14 protein-coding genes are annotated in these 15,964 nt (G+C 60.9%); 3 read left to right on the forward strand and 11 right to left on the reverse strand.

The window, feature by feature from the left end:
- Positions 1 to 130: 130 nt before the first annotated feature.
- The 11 genes from RAN89_RS04860 to dbpA all read right to left on the reverse strand — a co-directional run bounded on the left by RAN89_RS04860 (position 131) and on the right by dbpA (position 12,065).
- The gene (locus tag RAN89_RS04860) at positions 131 to 1,933 is read right to left on the reverse strand and encodes an ATP-binding protein (protein WP_313868502.1); all 1,803 of its coding nucleotides are present in this window, start codon (positions 1,931 to 1,933) and stop codon (positions 131 to 133) included.
- A 20-nt stretch (positions 1,934 to 1,953) separates the two neighbouring features.
- Positions 1,954 to 3,120: a restriction endonuclease subunit S gene (locus RAN89_RS04865; protein WP_313868503.1), complete on the reverse strand. Its 1,167-nt coding sequence runs from the start codon at positions 3,118 to 3,120 to the stop codon at positions 1,954 to 1,956.
- Positions 3,117 to 4,667, reverse strand: a complete 1,551-nt coding sequence (locus tag RAN89_RS04870; RefSeq protein ID WP_313868504.1) for a class I SAM-dependent DNA methyltransferase — start codon at positions 4,665 to 4,667, stop codon at positions 3,117 to 3,119. The genes RAN89_RS04865 and RAN89_RS04870 overlap by 4 nt, the downstream gene beginning before the upstream one ends.
- Before the next feature lie 55 nt (positions 4,668 to 4,722).
- The gene (locus RAN89_RS04875; RefSeq protein ID WP_313868505.1) at positions 4,723 to 5,586 is read right to left on the reverse strand and encodes an alpha/beta hydrolase; all 864 of its coding nucleotides are present in this window, start codon (positions 5,584 to 5,586) and stop codon (positions 4,723 to 4,725) included.
- A gap of 15 nt (positions 5,587 to 5,601) precedes the next feature.
- The gene (locus RAN89_RS04880) at positions 5,602 to 6,318 is read right to left on the reverse strand and encodes an ABC transporter ATP-binding protein (protein ID WP_313868506.1); all 717 of its coding nucleotides are present in this window, start codon (positions 6,316 to 6,318) and stop codon (positions 5,602 to 5,604) included.
- Positions 6,315 to 7,091: an ABC transporter ATP-binding protein gene (locus tag RAN89_RS04885; protein ID WP_313868507.1), complete on the reverse strand. Its 777-nt coding sequence runs from the start codon at positions 7,089 to 7,091 to the stop codon at positions 6,315 to 6,317. The genes RAN89_RS04880 and RAN89_RS04885 overlap by 4 nt, the downstream gene beginning before the upstream one ends.
- Positions 7,088 to 8,059 carry a branched-chain amino acid ABC transporter permease gene (locus tag RAN89_RS04890; protein WP_313868508.1) on the reverse strand — a complete coding sequence of 324 codons (972 nt, stop codon included), beginning with the start codon at positions 8,057 to 8,059 and terminating at the stop codon, positions 7,088 to 7,090. Before RAN89_RS04890 ends, RAN89_RS04885 begins: the two co-directional genes overlap by 4 nt.
- Complete coding sequence (locus tag RAN89_RS04895) at positions 8,052 to 8,972, reverse strand: branched-chain amino acid ABC transporter permease (RefSeq protein WP_138512440.1); 921 nt, start codon at positions 8,970 to 8,972, stop codon at positions 8,052 to 8,054. Before RAN89_RS04895 ends, RAN89_RS04890 begins: the two co-directional genes overlap by 8 nt.
- A 16-nt stretch (positions 8,973 to 8,988) precedes the next feature.
- Positions 8,989 to 10,185 carry an ABC transporter substrate-binding protein gene (locus RAN89_RS04900; protein WP_313868509.1) on the reverse strand — a complete coding sequence of 399 codons (1,197 nt, stop codon included), beginning with the start codon at positions 10,183 to 10,185 and terminating at the stop codon, positions 8,989 to 8,991.
- 93 nt (positions 10,186 to 10,278) lie between these two features.
- Positions 10,279 to 10,515, reverse strand: coding sequence for a hypothetical protein (locus tag RAN89_RS04905; protein ID WP_313868510.1), 237 nt, complete (start codon positions 10,513 to 10,515; stop codon positions 10,279 to 10,281).
- 167 nt (positions 10,516 to 10,682) lie between these two features.
- Complete coding sequence (gene dbpA, locus RAN89_RS04910; RefSeq protein ID WP_313868511.1) at positions 10,683 to 12,065, reverse strand: ATP-dependent RNA helicase DbpA; 1,383 nt, start codon at positions 12,063 to 12,065, stop codon at positions 10,683 to 10,685.
- Positions 12,066 to 12,546: 481 nt separating this feature from the next.
- Between dbpA and RAN89_RS04915 the strand changes: the two genes are divergently transcribed.
- The 3 genes from RAN89_RS04915 to RAN89_RS04925 are packed head-to-tail and all read left to right on the forward strand — an operon-like array spanning position 12,547 to position 15,923.
- Positions 12,547 to 13,353, forward strand: coding sequence for an alpha/beta fold hydrolase (locus tag RAN89_RS04915; RefSeq protein WP_313868512.1), 807 nt, complete (start codon positions 12,547 to 12,549; stop codon positions 13,351 to 13,353).
- Between the two features lie 29 nt (positions 13,354 to 13,382).
- Positions 13,383 to 14,384, forward strand: a complete 1,002-nt coding sequence (locus tag RAN89_RS04920; protein WP_313868513.1) for a GGDEF domain-containing protein — start codon at positions 13,383 to 13,385, stop codon at positions 14,382 to 14,384.
- Between the two features lie 42 nt (positions 14,385 to 14,426).
- Positions 14,427 to 15,923 carry a M48 family metalloprotease gene (locus tag RAN89_RS04925; protein ID WP_313868514.1) on the forward strand — a complete coding sequence of 499 codons (1,497 nt, stop codon included), beginning with the start codon at positions 14,427 to 14,429 and terminating at the stop codon, positions 15,921 to 15,923.
- Positions 15,924 to 15,964: the final 41 nt, after the last annotated feature.

Below are 15,964 nucleotides of genomic sequence, written 5' to 3' on the forward strand. Positions count from 1 at the left end.
TTATAAGTCTTTGTTTTTATTGAATTTATTTTCAAAACAAACCTCCCCTAAAGCATTTCTAGATATCTTCCTGTTTAAATATCGCGTATTGCGCCAGCTTCCACCGCGCCCATCACCTTGAAGTTGAACATCACGCGGCCATAGCTGAAATTTCTATCAGCCAACTGCGGATTTCACCAGTGCCATCCGCCTCATCAATTTCCTCGACTGACATTGCTGGGGCAACTTCACAAGAAAGGATGGCCTTTGCTTCTGCCTTCTTTACACCCAATAGTCCGGCCAATTGCGGCGTGTAATCAATGGAGTCATCAATTACTAGCTTGACACCCTTCGTTCTGTCCAACGCATCGGCATGAACGTAACTCTCCATGTACCGCTTCTTGGTCTGCACAGCTTTAGACCCATCACCCCGCGCATTCACCTCTGCCGCTTGATCAGCGTACGTTTGCCCTTCATCTTGATCGTAGATGTGAAATTCTGGCTTTCGGAAGTTCTTGAAGATGTGTAAATTCACAACGTCGATGAGATTGCCGCCCTTCATCGGTACAAAAACAAAGCGTGGATCACGAGACAAGTCGGGTATCGAAGCGTCTGTTTCGCTAAGAGTGCAGCTCACCGCTTTCAAGAACCGCACATCGTTCGCGCCCTCGACGCAAATCAATACTCGAACTTGGTTGTCGGGCAACATCCCAAGGCGCTCGGCGATGAATACAAACAAATTGTTGGCGTCTTCGGTGGCAACGCTGCGGATCACTCGCCTTCCATCTTCCGCGGCATCCAGAAACCTTAAGCTAGGCGTCGGAAGTTCTCCCGCCAATCCAGGCGCATGTGTCGTCAAAATGACTTGACCGCCTTTCGATGCAATCTCGATGAGGGCCTTGACGAGGATTTTTTGGTGATCGGGATGTTGAGCTGTCTCTGGCTCCTCAATTGCATAAATGATGGGCCTACCACCCTCGTTCAATGCGCGCCTCTCTGCTTCGGCACGGAAGAAGTTCAAAAGCACCAATCTCCGCACTCCGGAACCACGCTTATCAATTGGCACACCTTGATCACTGTTAAGCGTGTACTTGAACAAATCTTTCCACTTCGGCTTTTCGCGCAAGGAAGCTTGAAGTTGCCCCGCCAACTCAGGGTTCATTTCTTGAAGTTTTGCTAGCGTTCGATTCGCAACGTCCTGAACCCGCGTCTCAATAATGAGGGAAATGTCATCTAATTTGTCCTGAATTTCATTCAGTGCAGCCTCAACTGCAATGCCCATCGGCGTCTGGGCTTCCTTGTCCTTCTCAGAGCTGGCTCGATCCGAAACAAAAAGGGCGCAAATGGGCAACACACGGATAAGCTGATCCCAAAGTGTTTTTGAATCATTCTTTGAGACAGGAATACGGACCGACTTAGGCGTCAAAGCTGCTGAGCGATTTGCAATTGCTTGACGAATCTTTGCTTTCACCGTGGCTTCGCCAACCTCCAGAGCCACACCGTACTCGACTGCACGCTTCTTTAACTCTGCCAAAGTCAAAGGAATCAGCGACTCTCCGTTTTGGTCCACGGGGTGCTCATCCGCTTCAATGAATACCTCGGGCGCAATCTTGGATTTTGAACAATCGAAAATCTTTGTGATACGAAGACGATTAGCACCAGTCAACAAGCGCTCGGAAGCCAAACTGGTTTCAAACTGGTCATCGAGAACAATGCTCCCAGGGTAACCATCGAACTCACAGCTAATTCGAACCTGGGTTTTGTCACCATTGATGGCCCCGTCATCTGAGTCAATTTTGACGCCATCACCCTCCAAAAAAATTGTCAGTGCCGAAAGTACGGAAGACTTTCCAATGTCATTCCGACCAATCAACGCTGTGAAATCATCCACGTCGATTTCAACAGGGTGAGCGAACCCTCGAAAATTCTCTATCTCAATACGTCGCAGTTTCATTCTTATCTCCCTTTAAATTTTTATAGATTTCCGGTAAACGCCCGCTGCTGGAGCGAGGCAAATAATGCATCCAGCTGGGCCAGGGCGGTGCGGTGGGTGGCTTTGAGGGCTTCGATGGCTTGGATGCGGGTGGCGAAGGTTTGTTGGAGGGGGAGCGAGGGCAACGGAATGTTTAGCCCTCGCAATATTGCGAGGTTGATGTTCTTTTGTGCGGATTCAGGTGCGGAGTCTTCAAGCGCCTTTTGCAAGATGGACAACCACACTCTGACGTACTCAACGGTAGCTGGGTCGTCAGCGCGAAAGCCAACAACACTGTCGGGGAAGCAAGCATCAAATGTCAGGATGCCAGTTTTTGCAATATTCGCAGCGATGGTGATGCACAGCGTACCAGCAGGCCACATCTTGCTTTGCCGTAAACCAATGTCGGAATAAGTGTGGGTGTAGCTGCGGATGTAGCCATCGCAGTTGGACACCTCGCCGGTCTGCACCAGAGGATGGTCCCCGCCAAGAAGTTCCGGCGCATTGCGTGGTCGGTGCTTGGAAATGCCGCGATCCAGAGTACCCACATCACCAAACTTCACGACAGGCAAGCCCTTCGGGTTCACCACCGGGTCGCCAAACATATCGAGAAAGAGGGACTGGGTGAGGGTGTCGAGGTGGGCCAGGGCTTGGCGGCGTTGGATGCGGAGGGTTTCGGCCTGGTCTAGGATGGCGGCGATGAGGCGTTGCTCTTCCAAAGTGGGCAATGGAAGCCGAACGCGCTTCAAGTCGCCGAGAACGATTCTCCGAATGGCTGAGCCAGTCTTTTTCTTAAGAGCGTCGTCCAAGACCGCTGGGGAACGCAAAACATGACCGAGATAGCCTGGATCGACCAATCCGGCCTTGGGCCTGAGAATTGCCAGCGAGGAAAGCACTGCAAACGATTGGTCGGTGGCAACCACATGAACTTTGCCGACTGTTCCGTCCTTCGAAAAAAGGACATCGCCCCTGAGGGGCGCACTGTTGCCAGCTTTAGCAGCGAGGTAGTCGCTCTCTGAAATGAAAGAGCAGCCAGCAAAGTCCAATCCGCTGTCTGAGACGTCTTTGACGGTCAAGAATGGAATGCCATTACCCACATCTTTTGGCGTGTAGTGAGTGCCGTCGGTTACGAGTTCGCACGCGTCAGCGATCGTTGTGAAGCTACTCACTTCAACATCCCCTCCAACGCCCTCATCCCCGCCGCAATCTCGTCCTCCAGCTTGGCCAGCTCCGCCAATATCTCCTGCGGTGCGCGGTGCTGCACTTGCGCATGCACCACTTCCTTGTAGCGGTTGATGCTCAGGTCGTAGCCGTTGGCGGCGATGTCGGCTTTGGGCACGCAGAAGCTTTGTTCGGTGCGGCTGCGCTGGCGTTCTGTGCCCTCCCGCTGTGCCCAGCGGGCCAGCACGTCGGGCAGGTTGTTTTTGGCATGCTCTTCTTTTGATAGCTGCTCGCGCACATTCGACGGGCGCTGGAGGCCTAAAAGATGCTCAGGCAAGAGCGGCTGGCGCTTATCGTCCAGGCTGTAGCCGTCGGCCTGCATGTCGTAGAACCACACGTTATCGGTGCCACCGCTGTTGGTCTTGGTGAAGAACAGGATGGCGGTGCTCACACCCGCATAGGGCTTGAACACACCGCCGGGCAGGCTGACGATGCCGTCGAGCTTTTGGTCTTCCACCAGCATTTTGCGCAGCGCCTTGTGCGCGGTGCTGGAGCCAAACAGCACACCGTCGGGCACGATGACCGCCGCGCGGCCACCGGGTTTCAGCAGGCGCAGGAACAGGGCCAGAAACAGCAGCTCGGTCTTTTTGGTCTTCACCGTCTGCAGCAAATCCTTGGCGACGTTCTCATAGTCCAGGCTGCCAGCGAAGGGCGGGTTGGCCAGCACCAGGCTATAGCGGTCTTCCTCCAGCCCATGCTCCTGGCCCAGCGAGTCGCGGTAGGTGATGGCGGGGTTGTCCACGCCGTGCAGCATCATGTTCATGCTGCCGATGCGCAGCATGGTGTTGTCAAAGTCGTAGCCATGGAACATGTCATGGTTGAAGTGCTGGTTCAGCTTGGCGTCGTGGAACAGTGCGGGGTGCGCCTCGCGCAAGTATTCGCCTGCTGCCACCAAAAAGCCGCAGGTGCCGCTGGCCGGGTCGCAAATGGTGTCGGTCGGCGTGGGCGCGGTCATTTCCACCATGAGCTGGATGATGTGGCGCGGGGTGCGAAACTGGCCGTTTTGCCCGGCGCTGGCGATCTTGCTCAGCATGTATTCGTAGAGGTCGCCCTTGGTGTCGCGGTTGTCCATGGGCACGGCGTCCAGCAGGTCCACCACCTTGGCCAGGAGGGCTGGCGTGGGGATGGTGAAGCGCGCGTCTTTCATGTGGTGGGCGTACGTCGAATCGTCCGAGCCCAGCGTGCGCAGAAAGGGAAAGACGTGTTCGCCCACGATGACAAACATTTCGCTGGGCGCTTCGTTTTTGAAGCGGCTCCAGCGCAGGGTGTCATAGGCGCGGCCCCGTGGGTCGTTGCCCTCGGGGAAGATGCGGCGCTCCATGGGCTTCTTCAGACGCGTGGCCTTGTTTTCTTCCAGGGTGTGCAAGTCGTCCAGGCGGCGCAGGAAGAGCAGGTAGGTGATTTGCTCAATCACTTCGATGGGGTTGGCGATGCCGCCGGACCAGAAGGCGTTCCAGATCTGGTCGATTTTGCTTTTGAGGTCGCCGGTGAGCATGGGGCTTTCGGTTGGGTAAACAGGGAGAGAGCGCAGCAGTGCGCCGCGCATCAGGTCAGGTGGTCAGCTTCTGGTGCAGCCAGCGGCACACCGGGCTGTTAGCGTCTTCCAGCCCGTGGATCACGGTGAAGTGGTCGGCACCATCGATGGCGCTCAGCTCTACCGGGTTGCCCAGAGCCACTGCCGCATCCCGGTAGCCGGTGGACTGGCGGGCGAATTCACCGGACTCGGCACCGCCCCAGATCACCCAGGTTGGCGTAGGGCACGCACGCAGGTTAGGCGTGGGGGACTGGCGGCGGATGATGCCGTCATCCAGCTGGATCATGGGTTGCAGGTAGCTGTAGCGCAGGGGTTCCAACTCGTAGAGGCCGCTGAACAGCAGGCCCGCCTTGAGCGGGTCGCGCGGCAGGCCGTAGTCGGTGTCCCACGCGGTTTGCAGGCACATGGCGCCCAGGTGGCCGCCGGCGGAGTGGCCGCCCACGCCCACGCGGGTCGGGTCGCCGCCGTAGTTCTGGATGTTGCGCAGCGTCCAGGCCATGGCCGAGCGCACCTGTCGCGTGATTTCGTCTATGGTCACAAAGGGTGCCAGCGCGTAGTTCACCACCACGGTCGTGATGCCGCTGGCGTGCAGGCCCAAGGCGACGCCATGAAAGTCTTTGCTCTGGAAGGCGCGCCAGTAGCCGCCGTGGATGAACACGAAGACTGGCGCGTTGGGCACGTCCGCCGGAAAGATGTCCAGCGTCTCGTGCACCGTGGGCCCGAAGGGGATGCCGGCATGGTGCTTGAGGGTGCTGCGGGCTTTTTCGGCCTGCGCCGCAAAGTGCTTGCCGGGAGCAGCCGGGTCGGGCAGCGCGATGGAGGGGTTGTATTGCGCGTCGATCTGCGCCTGGGTGTCAAAGTCGCGGTAGAGCTTGGGCATGGGGTGTCCTTGAAATCAAATGCCGACGTAGCGGTGCCAGAGTTCGGGTTGTGCGGCCAAGGTGGTCGAGTCGCCACTCCAGACCGCGCGGCCGCGCTCCATGATGGTGTGGTGGCCGGCCAGCGCGATCAGACGCTGCACATACTTGTCGATGACCAGCACGCTCTGGCCTTGGGTGCGCAGGGTGTCCAGGCAGCGCCAGATGTCTTCACGAATCAGTGGCGCCAGGCCTTCGGTGGCCTCGTCCAGGATCAGCAGGTGCGGGTTGGTCATTAGCGCGCGGCCAATGGCCAGCATCTGCTGCTCGCCGCCGGAGAGCTGGTTGCCCATGTTGCGCGCGCGGTGCTCCAGCACCGGGAAGAGGTGGTAGATCCGCTCCAGCGTCCAGGGCTCGGCGCTGGCATTGCGCCGCGCGGCAAAGGCAATCAGGTTTTCTTGCACCGTGAGGTTAGGGAAAATCTGCCGTCCCTCGGGCACCAAAGCCACGCCCATGCGGGCGATGCGGTCGGGGCTCAAGCCCTCAATGCGCTCGCCCCGGAAACGGATGCTGCCGCTGCGCGCTGGCGTCAGCCCCAGGATGCTGCGCACCGTGGTGGTTTTGCCCATGCCGTTGCGACCCAGCAGAGTGGAGGTGGTGCCGGCCTGGAGCTGCATGTCCAGCCCGAAGAGCACCTGGCTGTTACCGTAAGCCGTCTCCAGGCCCTGAATGTCGAGCAGGGTCTCGGTGCTCATGGGTGGGCCTCCGGCAAGGCTTCATCGCCAAGGTAGGCGCGCTTCACGTCGTCGCTCTGGCGGATGGCATCGGGCTGGCCACTGGCAATCACGCGGCCGGCCACCAGTACCGAGATGGTGTCGGCGAGTTGGAACACGGCGTCCATGTCGTGCTCCACCAGCAGCAGCGTGGTCTCGGCGCGCAGCGATTGCAGCAGTGCCACCATGCGCTGGGATTCGTCCGGCCCCATGCCGGCCAAGGGTTCGTCCAGCACCAGCAACTGCGGGCGGCTGGCCAACGCCAAGCCCACCTCTAACTGTCGTTGCTCGGCATGCGACAAGGCGCCCGCGGTGCGTTGCAACTGGGCCTGCAAACCTACGCGCGCAGCCACATCTGCCGCCGCCTGCATACGCTGGGTCTCGGTGTGCACCGGGCGCCAGAAGCGCATGCTGCTGCCCGCCACTGCCTGCAGGGCGAGGGCCAGGTTGTCCTGCACGCTCAGGCGCAAAAACACGTTGGTGATCTGGTACGAGCGGGCCAGCCCGCGCTTCACCCGGGCGTGCATGGGCAGGCGGGTGATGTCTGCCCCGTTGAGTAACAGGCGCCCGGAATCCGGCTGCAGCGCGCCCGAAATCTGGTGGATGAGCGTGGTCTTGCCTGCGCCATTCGGGCCTATCAGGGCATGGACCTCGCCTTTGTGCACTTGCAGGCTGGCGTGGTCGGTGGCGCTGAGCGCGCCGAAGCGCTTCACCAGTGTGTCGATCTGCAGCAAGGGGGTGGCGCCGGTGTTCATGCCTGACTCCGCGTCCACACGCTGCGCAAGCTGGCCAAGCCGCGCGGTGCCAGCAACACGACGGCCAGCAACATGGCGCCCAAGCCCAGCTGCCAGTGTTCAGTGGTGTGGCCCAGCACTTCTTCGAGCAGCAGGAAAGCGGCAGCACCCAGCACGCCGCCATACAGGTGGCCCACGCCACCCAGAATCACCATCACCATCAGCATGCCGCTCTGGCTCCACTGCATCATGGACGGGCTGACAAAACCGCCCTGGTTGGCCAGCAAGGTGCCGGCCAGACCGGCCATCGCGCCCGCCAGGGTGAAGGCGGTGAGCTGCGTGCGCAGCACCGGAAAACCCAGTGCCTGCATGCGCACCGGGTTCTCGCGCAGGCCTTGCAGCACCTGGCCGAAGCGCGCGTTGAGCAGGCGCTGGGTGAACAGCAGGCACAGCGTGAGCGCACCGAGGGCGAGGTAATAGAGCGCCGTGTCGCCGGGGGCAATGCCGGCCCAGGTGTTGCGCCCGGCCAGCGGCAACCCGTCGTCCCCACCGTAGGTTTTGAGGGAGACGGCCAGGTAGTACAGCATTTGCGCGAAGGCCAGCGTGATCATGATGAAGTACACGCCCTGGGTTCGCAGGCTGATAAAGCCGATCAGGCAGGCCAGGCCCGCGCTCACCAGCATGGCAGCGGGCCAGGCAATGGCAGCAGGCACGGTGCCATGCTGCATCAGGATGCCCACGGTGTAGGCGCCCGCGCCCACAAAGGCCGCATGCCCGAAGCTCACCAAGCCGCCGAAGCCCAGAATCAGGTTCAGGCTGCTGGCAGCCAGGGCAAAAATCGCAATGCGGGTGGCCAGCGTGACGTAGAACTCCGCGTGCAAGGCCGCCGTGATCTGCGGCAGGGCCAGCAGCACCAGAAACACAGGAAGTGCAGCCCGCAGGTGCAGTGTGTGGTGCAGCGATGTGCGGGCGTTGTTCGAATCAACCATGGGCAGGGAACAGGCCGCGCGGCTTGAAGAACAGCACCGCAGCCATCAACACATAAATCAGGATGGAGGCCACCGCCGGTGCCGCATCAGCCGCCAGCGCTGCGCCGAACAGCGACTCGAACACCATGGGCAGCAGGGTGCGCCCGCCGGAGTCCACCATCCCCACCAGCAGTGCGCCGACCAGTGCACCGCGGATGGAGCCGATGCCGCCGATCACGATGACCACAAAGGCCAGAATCAGAATGCTCTCGCCCATGCCCACCTGCACCGCCAGCAGCGGCCCGAGCATGCCGCCGGCCAGCGCGCACAAAGCGGCGCCCAGCCCGAACACCGCAGTGAACAGGCGCTGCACATTGGTGCCCATGGCCAGTGCCATGTCGCGGTTGGAAGCACCGGCACGCACTTGCATGCCCAGCCGGGTGCGGGTCACCAGCAGGTAGAGCAGCAGCGCCGTGGCCAAGCCGACCACGATGATGAGCAAGCGGAAAGCCGGGTAGAAAAAGCCGGGCAACAACTCCACCGGGCCCGAGAGTGCGGCCGGCGGGTTGAGCGACAGGGGTTGTGATCCCCAGATCATGCGCACGGTTTCATTGCACATGAGCAGAATGGCAAAGGTGCCCAGCACTTGGGTGACGTGGTCGCGCCGGTAGAGCCTGCGCAGGACGGACACCTCCAGCAGCACCCCGAAAAGGGCGGTGCCCGCCACACCCGCAGCCAAGCCCCACCAGAACGATCCGCTGGCTTGGGTGGCTGTGGCAATCAGGTAGGCACCCACCATGTACAGCGAACCATGGGCCAGGTTCACCATGTCCATGATGCCGAACACCAGCGTCAGCCCGGCTGCCAGCAAAAACAGCATCAGGCCGAGCTGCAGGCCGTTCAGGGCCTGCTCCAGCAGCAGAATTCCGCTCATGCGCGTGCGTCAGGCCTTAGAGGCCGGGCATCTTGCAGTTGGCGGCGTAGGCGTCGGCGTGGTTTTTGAACACGGTGCCCAGGGTGCGGTTGGTGACGCGGCCCTTGGCGTCGCGGGTGATGACGCGCAGGTAGTAGTCCTGGATAGGGAAGTGGTTGGTGTTGAACTTGAAGGCGCCACGCACCGAGTCGAACTTGGCGGCTTCCAGTGCCTTCTTGACGGCGGCTTTGTCGTCCAGCTTGCCCTTGCTGTCGCGCACGCCGGCGTCCATCAGGCGGGCGGCGTCATAGCCCTGGGCTGCGTACAGGGTGGGCAGGCGGCCGTATTCTTTTTCAAACTCGGCCACAAACTTCTTGTTGGCCGCGTTGTCCATGTCGTGGCCCCACTGGGAGGTGTTGAACATGCCCAGCATCGGGTCGCCCACCGCCTTGATCACGTCCTCATCGCCCGAGAAGCCGGGGCCGAACAGCGTGATGTCCTTGGACAGGCCGGCGCCCACAAATTGCTTGATGAAGTTGATGCCCAGGCCGCCGGGCAGAAAGATGTACACCGCGTCCGGCTTGGTGGCGCGGAGCTTGGAGAGCTCGGCGCCGTAGTCGAGCTGGTTGAGGGCGGTGTAGGTCTCGGAAGCAATCTCGCCCTGGTAGAAGCGCTTGAAGCCGGTGAGGGCGTCTTTGCCCGCGGGGTAGTTGGGGGCGATCAGCGCCACGCGCTTGAAGCCTTTGTCGGTGACCGTCTTGCCCACGGCCTCGTGCATGTTGTCGTTTTGGTACGAGGCACTGAAGAAGTAGGGGTTGCACTGCTCGCCCGCGTACTGTGAGGGGCCTGCGTTGGCGCTGATGTAGAAAATCTTGGACTGGAAGGTCGGGGTGCCTACGGCCAACATCACGTTGGAGAACACGATACCGGTCATGAAGTCGACCTTGTCGCGTTTGATCAGTCGGTCTGCGGTTTGGCGACCCACTTCGGGGTTGGCCTGGTCATCGGCCACGATGACCTCGGCAGGGCGACCGCCGAGTTTGCCGCCGTTGAGTTTCACAGCGAGTTGGAAGCCGTCACGGATATCCACGCCCAAGCCGGCGCCGGGGCCGGACAAGGTACTGAGCAAACCAACACGAACGGGTTCGGTGGACTGGGCCCAGGCACCTGCAGTCGCGGCAGCCAAAGCGGCGGTCAAAACCAGGCGGGAGGGGGCAGAACGGGGCAGGTGCATTGCAAACTTTCCTTGTGGAGGGGTGGACCGTTTCATTATCGGCCCAACACCCCTGCTTTCCGCTGCACCGTTGCAGAAAGCGCAAGCCTCCGTTCAGTTCAGCAAGTAGCTGTCGGCGTTGGCTTCGAAATCTTCCGCGTCAATGGCGGCGTCAAAGGCAGCGCGGGCGGCCAATGCTTCTTTGGTGTAGGGGATCAGCGGTTTGTCCAAGGGGCGCAGCTTGTGGCGGCGCAGGCCGCGCAATTGCTGGGAGCGCTCCATGGTTTGCAGAACCAGCTCGGGCTCCATCATCAGGCTGAAGGGGTTGAGTGCGGTGGCAGTGGTTTTCATGGCAGTTCTCCGGTGAAAGTTTGCGCCATCGAGTGACTTTGGCGCTTGGAGGAACTGTAGCCACGCACTCCAAAAAGTGGAGTCAGACAAGCGCTGGAAAACGTGTAGGAATTTCCCTTACAAAGCCGGATAAACTGGCTTCTTGCCCGCCACTACGGAGCCTGGGTTTACAGCAAACGTGCTCGCACACTCTTGCCTTTGACGCGGCCGGCATTGAGCTTGTTGCATGCGGCCTGGGCCACGTCACGCGCCACACCGACAAAGGTGCAGAACTCGGTGACCTGGATCTTGCCGATCTGCTCACGGGTGAAGGCAGGGCCGCCCTCGTCGTTGGTGAGCGCGCCCAGCACGTCGCCGGGACGGATTTTTTCTTTGCGGCCGCCGGCAATCTGCACGGTGACCATGGGGGGCAGCAAGCGGCCCGTGCCGTTCGGAGTCAGCTCGTCGAGCTTGTGCCACACCGAGGGCGCGTTCTGGTACTGCTCGATCTTGCCGACCGCGCCCATCTCGCGCATGCTGGCCAGGCTCAGGGCCAGCCCTTTCTCGCCCGCGCGGCCGGTGCGGCCGATGCGGTGCACATGCACTTCCGGGTCGGGTGTGATGTCCACGTTGATGACGATGTCCAGCTCTTTCACGTCCAGCCCACGGGAGGCCACGTCGGTGGCCACCAGCACCGAGCAGCTGCGGTTGGCAAATTGGGCCAGCACCTGGTCGCGCTCGCGCTGGTCCAGGTCGCCATGCAGGGCTTGGGCCACAAATCCGTCAGCCACCAGCGTGTCCACTAGTTCGTTGCACTGCTGCTTGGTGTTGCAAAAGGCTATCGTGCTGATCGGGCGGAAGTGGTTGAGGATGCTGCTAACCGCGCTGAAGCGGGACTCGCGATCCACCTCAAAAAAGCGCTGCTCGATGGTGTTGTCGGCCACCGGGGCTTCCACCTTGATTTGCTGCGGGTCTTGCATGAACTGCTTGGCCAGCTTTTCGATGCCTTCGGGGTAGGTGGCAGAAAACAGCAGGGTCTGGCGCTCTTTGGGGCACTGGCGTGCCACGGTCACGATATCTTCAAAAAAGCCCATGTCCAGCATGCGGTCGGCTTCGTCCAGCACCAGGGTGTTCAGGCCTTCGAGCGTGAGGTACTCGCGCTCCAGCAGGTCCATGATGCGGCCGGGCGTGCCCACGACAATGTGCGCGCCGTTTTCCAGCGAAGCGCGCTGGCCGCGGGTGGCCACGCCGCCGCACAGGGTCACAACCTTGATGTTGTCTTGCGCGCGGGCCAAGCGGCGGATTTCCACCGTCACCTGGTCGGCCAGCTCACGGGTGGGGCACAGCACCATGGCTTGCACTGCAAACCAGCGGGGGTTGAGCTTGGCCAGCAGGGGCAAGGCAAAGGCGGCCGTCTTACCGCTGCCGGTTTTGGCCTGGGCAATCAGGTCTTTGCCGGCCAGGGCCACGGGCAGGCTGGCGGCCTGGATGGGTGTCATGGCATCAAAGCCCAACTGTTGCAGGTTGGCCAGCGTGGCAGGTGCGAGGGGAAGGGTGGAGAAAGCTGTCATGCTCCGATTATCGGCGGTGTGGTTTGCGTAGGCTTGCTTGGCCTGGCTTTTGCTATTGTTTTTATAGCTGCTCGCGCATGTTCCATGAGCGCCAGAGGCAGGTTTTGAGCTGAATTACCGTCTGGCGGGGCTGGTGGGGGCACGGCAGGCGGCGTGACCCGTGTTCTCCGTCTCGCTTCGCGGGCAGCGGGGATGCGGTTTGGTACTTTGGCTTAAGGCTGGAAGCGTGATTTCAGGTTTGTTTGGCTGCATAGCGATGTGCGAACCAAGGTTTCAGCAGCAAATACCAAACGCACAGAGGCCACAGGATCGTCGCTGAGCCGATGAATAGCAACTCCATGTCAAGCAAGTGTTCAGCCCCATTGCCGCCGTCGCCACCCACCCACCCGCGTGCGAATAGTGCCGCATGGATTTCTTTCACAGGCAGGGTTTTTGACCTAGACTGTCTCCCAATACAACCTAGGCGTCGGGAGCCTTGTCCATGAATGTCTTGAAGCGCAATAACGTCCATGAAACTGGCGAAGGCGACAAAGTCTTGCTTTATGCCCATGGCTTCGGCTGCAGCCAGCACATGTGGTCGCAGGTGGTACCTGCTTTTACCTCAAGCCACCGGCAGGTGCTGTTTGACTATGTGGGCAGCGGTCAGTCCGACATTTCGGCCTTCGATAGCCGGCGTTACAGCACCTTGAACGGCTATGCCCAGGACGTGCTGGATGTGTGCGATGCGTTGGGGCTGACATCGGGCGTCACCTTTGTGGGGCATTCGGTGAGTTGCTCCATTGGCATGTTGGCATCCATCGCACGGCCCGGACTGTTTGACCGGTTGGTCCTGCTGGGTCCGTCGCCGTGCTTCATCAACCAGCCTCCGGACTATGTGGGGGGCTTTGAGCGCACCGATCTGGAGGGCTTGTTGGCCTTGATGGACCAGAACTACATTGGTTGGGCCAACTATCTCACCCCTGTCATTTCGGGTGAACAGGGTGGCGGACCGGTGGCAGACAATTTGTCAGACAGCTTCTGCTCCACGGACCCGGTGATTGCGCGCATCTTCGCCGAGGCTACGTTTTATGCGGACAACCGGGCTGACCTGCCGCACGTGAGCTGCCCCAGCTTGATCTTGCAGCACCGCTATGACGCATTGGCGCCCGTGGAGGTGGGGGAGTATTTGCATAAGCACTTGCGCAATAGCACCTACCAGGTGCTGGACGTCGTGGGGCACTGCTGCCATATGTCTCACCCGCATCTGGTGGTGGACGCAATGAAGACGTACCTGGCCCGTAAAGATTGAGTCCCGAAGCTTTGCTTGGGGCGTCACTCATGGATCGCCTGGATCTGCTTCCGAGCCCGGTACTGGTGACGGACGCGCAGGGGCATATCGTGACTGCCAATAGTGACTTGTTGGCCTTGGTAGGCAAGGATGCAGAACATTGGCGGGGGCGCTATCTGGACGGCTTTTTACCCGCGCCCAGCCGGGTCTTTTTGCAGACCCATGTGTGGCCCTTGATGCTGCGACATGGATATGTGAAGGAGATTTATCTGCACCTCATCAATGGGGCGGGCGAGCGGGTGCCGGTGATGGTGAATGCGCGGCGCGGGCAGTGGGACGGGCAGGAGTGCATTGTTTGGGTGTTCTTTGTAGCCCTGGAGCGCAGCCGCTTTGAGGCCGAGTTGGTCGAAGCGCGTGCACGCGCGCAACGTTTGGCTGCGGAGTTGTCACAAGCCAATGCGGAGTTGCAATCGGTACACCAGCAGTTGTCTCAGCACGCCCAAAGCGTGGAATCCCAAAACCGGGAACTGGCCACGCTCAGCCTGACCGACCCCCTCACCCGACTGGGTAACCGGCGTGCGCTGGAGCGTGCGGTTGAGCAATGGCAAATGCAGTCCGAACTGGGGGCTCCCGCTGCCTTGATGATGGTGGATGTGGATCACTTCAAGCGCGTGAACGACCGCTATGGCCACGACGAGGGTGATCGGGTGCTTCAGGAGCTGGCTCGCCAATTGCAGGCCTGCAAGCGCAGCAGTGACGTGGTGGTGCGCTACGGTGGTGAGGAGTTTGCCCTCTGGCTACCGGGTACCGGGCCTGATGGTGCCAGTGCCATTGCCCAGCGGGTGCATCAGCTGGTGCGGGAGGTGAGGGTGGACAACAAGCCAGTCACGGTCAGTATCGGGGTGTCATGCGCCCAACAGACTTTGCACCAGGGGCGTGATATGGTGTTTTTGACGCGTTTGTTGCACCAGGCCGATCTGGCTTTGTACCGGGCCAAAACGGCGGGCCGCAACCGGACGATGTGGCACGACGGACCCACAGGACTTCCTTAAAATTCGGGCTTGGCGTTGCGGCGCGTAATCTAAGGTTTCCTCATGCGTTATTGGTGGAGTGTGGCGCTGGTCAGCAGCGCATTGCTGGTGGCTTGCGGCACCAATGTGGTCAACCCGGTGACCGGGCAAACTGAGCGTTCGGCCATGAGCGAAGAGGCCGAGTTGGCCGAGGGCGCCAAGGGGCACCAGCAGGTGTTGCAGGAATACGGTGTGGTCAAAAACCCGGAGCTGCAGGCCTATGTGAACGCCTTGGGCCAAAAGCTGGCAGCGCAGAGTCACCGGTCCCAGTTGCAGTGGCACTTCACCGTGCTGGACAGCCCCGAGATCAACGCGTTTGCCCTGCCCGGCGGCTATGTGTATGTCACGCGCGGCATCATGGCCTACATGGAAAGCGAGGCCGATCTGGCCGGGGTGATCGGCCATGAGATCGGCCACGTCACTGCCCGCCATGGTGCACAGCGCGCCACCAGCCAGCAAAACGCGGGCTTGGGCGTGTTCGCTGCCAGCGTGTTGGGTGCGGTGGCAGAGGCCTACGGCGTTACCGGTGCCGGGCAGCTGGCGGGCCAGGTGTCGCAAAACGTGGCGGCGGGCTATATCGCGTCGTACGGGCGCGAGCAGGAATTGCAGGCAGATGGCCTGGGTGCTGAATACCTCTACCGCACCCGCTACGACCCCCGCAACATGATCGACGTGATCAAGGTCCTCAAAAATCAGGAGCTGTTTGCGGCCGACCAGGCCAAGGCCGAAGGACGTCCGGCGCCTGCCAAAGGCGACTGGCTGGCATCCCACCCCAGCAATGACCAGCGCCTGGAGACCATTACCCGTCTGGCCGCGCAGTACCAGAGCAAGGACCGTTACAACGACGAAGGCCGGGCCCGCTATTTGCAGGCGATCAGCAACATGAACTTCGGCGACAGCCCGGACCAGGGGCTGGTGCGCGGGCGCAATTTTTACCATGAGCCTCTGGGCCTGGCGCTCACAGCACCTGCCGGCTGGTACATCCAGAACGATGCGGAGCAACTCGCCTTCATCAACACGGCCCGTGACGCTGCCTTGTTGGTGCGTGTGGTGCCGGCCCAGGCCGGCAAGGCACCTGCTGATGTGGTGCGCAACCTGCTCAAGCCCACCCAGGGCAAGCTGGAGGCCACCACCATCAATGGCCTGCAGGCCTCGCGATTCACTGGTGCGCGGTCCAATGCCAATGGCACCACCGTGGCACTGGAAGCCACGGTCGTCTCCGGGCCGGGAGATCGGGTGTATCTGCTGCAGTCCACCGCCAAAGATGCCAATGCACTGGCGCGTGCACGAGCCGGCCTGCGCGAAGCTGAAGGCAGCTTCCGGGCGCTGACCACGGCCGACAAGGCCGCCGCCCGGCCCTGGGTGATCAAGTCCGTGCCCTACCCCAAAGGCGGCTTTGCCGAGCTGGCCCGCACTTCGCCGATTGCCCGACCTGAGCAACAGTTGCGCTTGATCAATGGTTTTTATGGCGGCGGGGAGCCTACGCCCGGTCAACTGGTTAAAGTCGTGCTGCCGCAGTAATTTGCTATATTTTTAGTAGCTGCTTGCGCTCATTCCATGAG

This window comes from Rhodoferax mekongensis, assembly GCF_032191775.1.
GTDB classification, from domain to species: Bacteria; Pseudomonadota; Gammaproteobacteria; order Burkholderiales; family Burkholderiaceae_C; genus Allorhodoferax; species Allorhodoferax mekongensis.

Bases quoted from the DNA above. Each gene is read 5' to 3' on its own strand.
- RAN89_RS04875 (WP_313868505.1), bottom strand. From the start codon at position 5,586: ATGCCCAAGCTCTACCGCGACTTTGACACCCAGGCGCAGATCGACGCG.
- RAN89_RS04920 (WP_313868513.1), top strand. From the start codon at position 13,383: ATGGATCGCCTGGATCTGCTTCCGAGCCCGGTACTGGTGACGGACGCG.
- RAN89_RS04885 (WP_313868507.1), bottom strand. From the start codon at position 7,091: ATGAACACCGGCGCCACCCCCTTGCTGCAGATCGACACACTGGTGAAG.
- RAN89_RS04890 (WP_313868508.1), bottom strand. From the start codon at position 8,059: ATGGTTGATTCGAACAACGCCCGCACATCGCTGCACCACACACTGCAC.
- RAN89_RS04870 (WP_313868504.1), bottom strand. From the start codon at position 4,667: ATGCTCACCGGCGACCTCAAAAGCAAAATCGACCAGATCTGGAACGCC.
- RAN89_RS04860 (WP_313868502.1), bottom strand. From the start codon at position 1,933: ATGAAACTGCGACGTATTGAGATAGAGAATTTTCGAGGGTTCGCTCAC.
- RAN89_RS04895 (WP_138512440.1), bottom strand. From the start codon at position 8,972: ATGAGCGGAATTCTGCTGCTGGAGCAGGCCCTGAACGGCCTGCAGCTC.
- RAN89_RS04915 (WP_313868512.1), top strand. From the start codon at position 12,547: ATGAATGTCTTGAAGCGCAATAACGTCCATGAAACTGGCGAAGGCGAC.
- RAN89_RS04905 (WP_313868510.1), bottom strand. From the start codon at position 10,515: ATGAAAACCACTGCCACCGCACTCAACCCCTTCAGCCTGATGATGGAG.
- RAN89_RS04925 (WP_313868514.1), top strand. From the start codon at position 14,427: ATGCGTTATTGGTGGAGTGTGGCGCTGGTCAGCAGCGCATTGCTGGTG.
- dbpA (WP_313868511.1), bottom strand. From the start codon at position 12,065: ATGACAGCTTTCTCCACCCTTCCCCTCGCACCTGCCACGCTGGCCAAC.
- RAN89_RS04900 (WP_313868509.1), bottom strand. From the start codon at position 10,185: ATGCACCTGCCCCGTTCTGCCCCCTCCCGCCTGGTTTTGACCGCCGCT.
- RAN89_RS04880 (WP_313868506.1), bottom strand. From the start codon at position 6,318: ATGAGCACCGAGACCCTGCTCGACATTCAGGGCCTGGAGACGGCTTAC.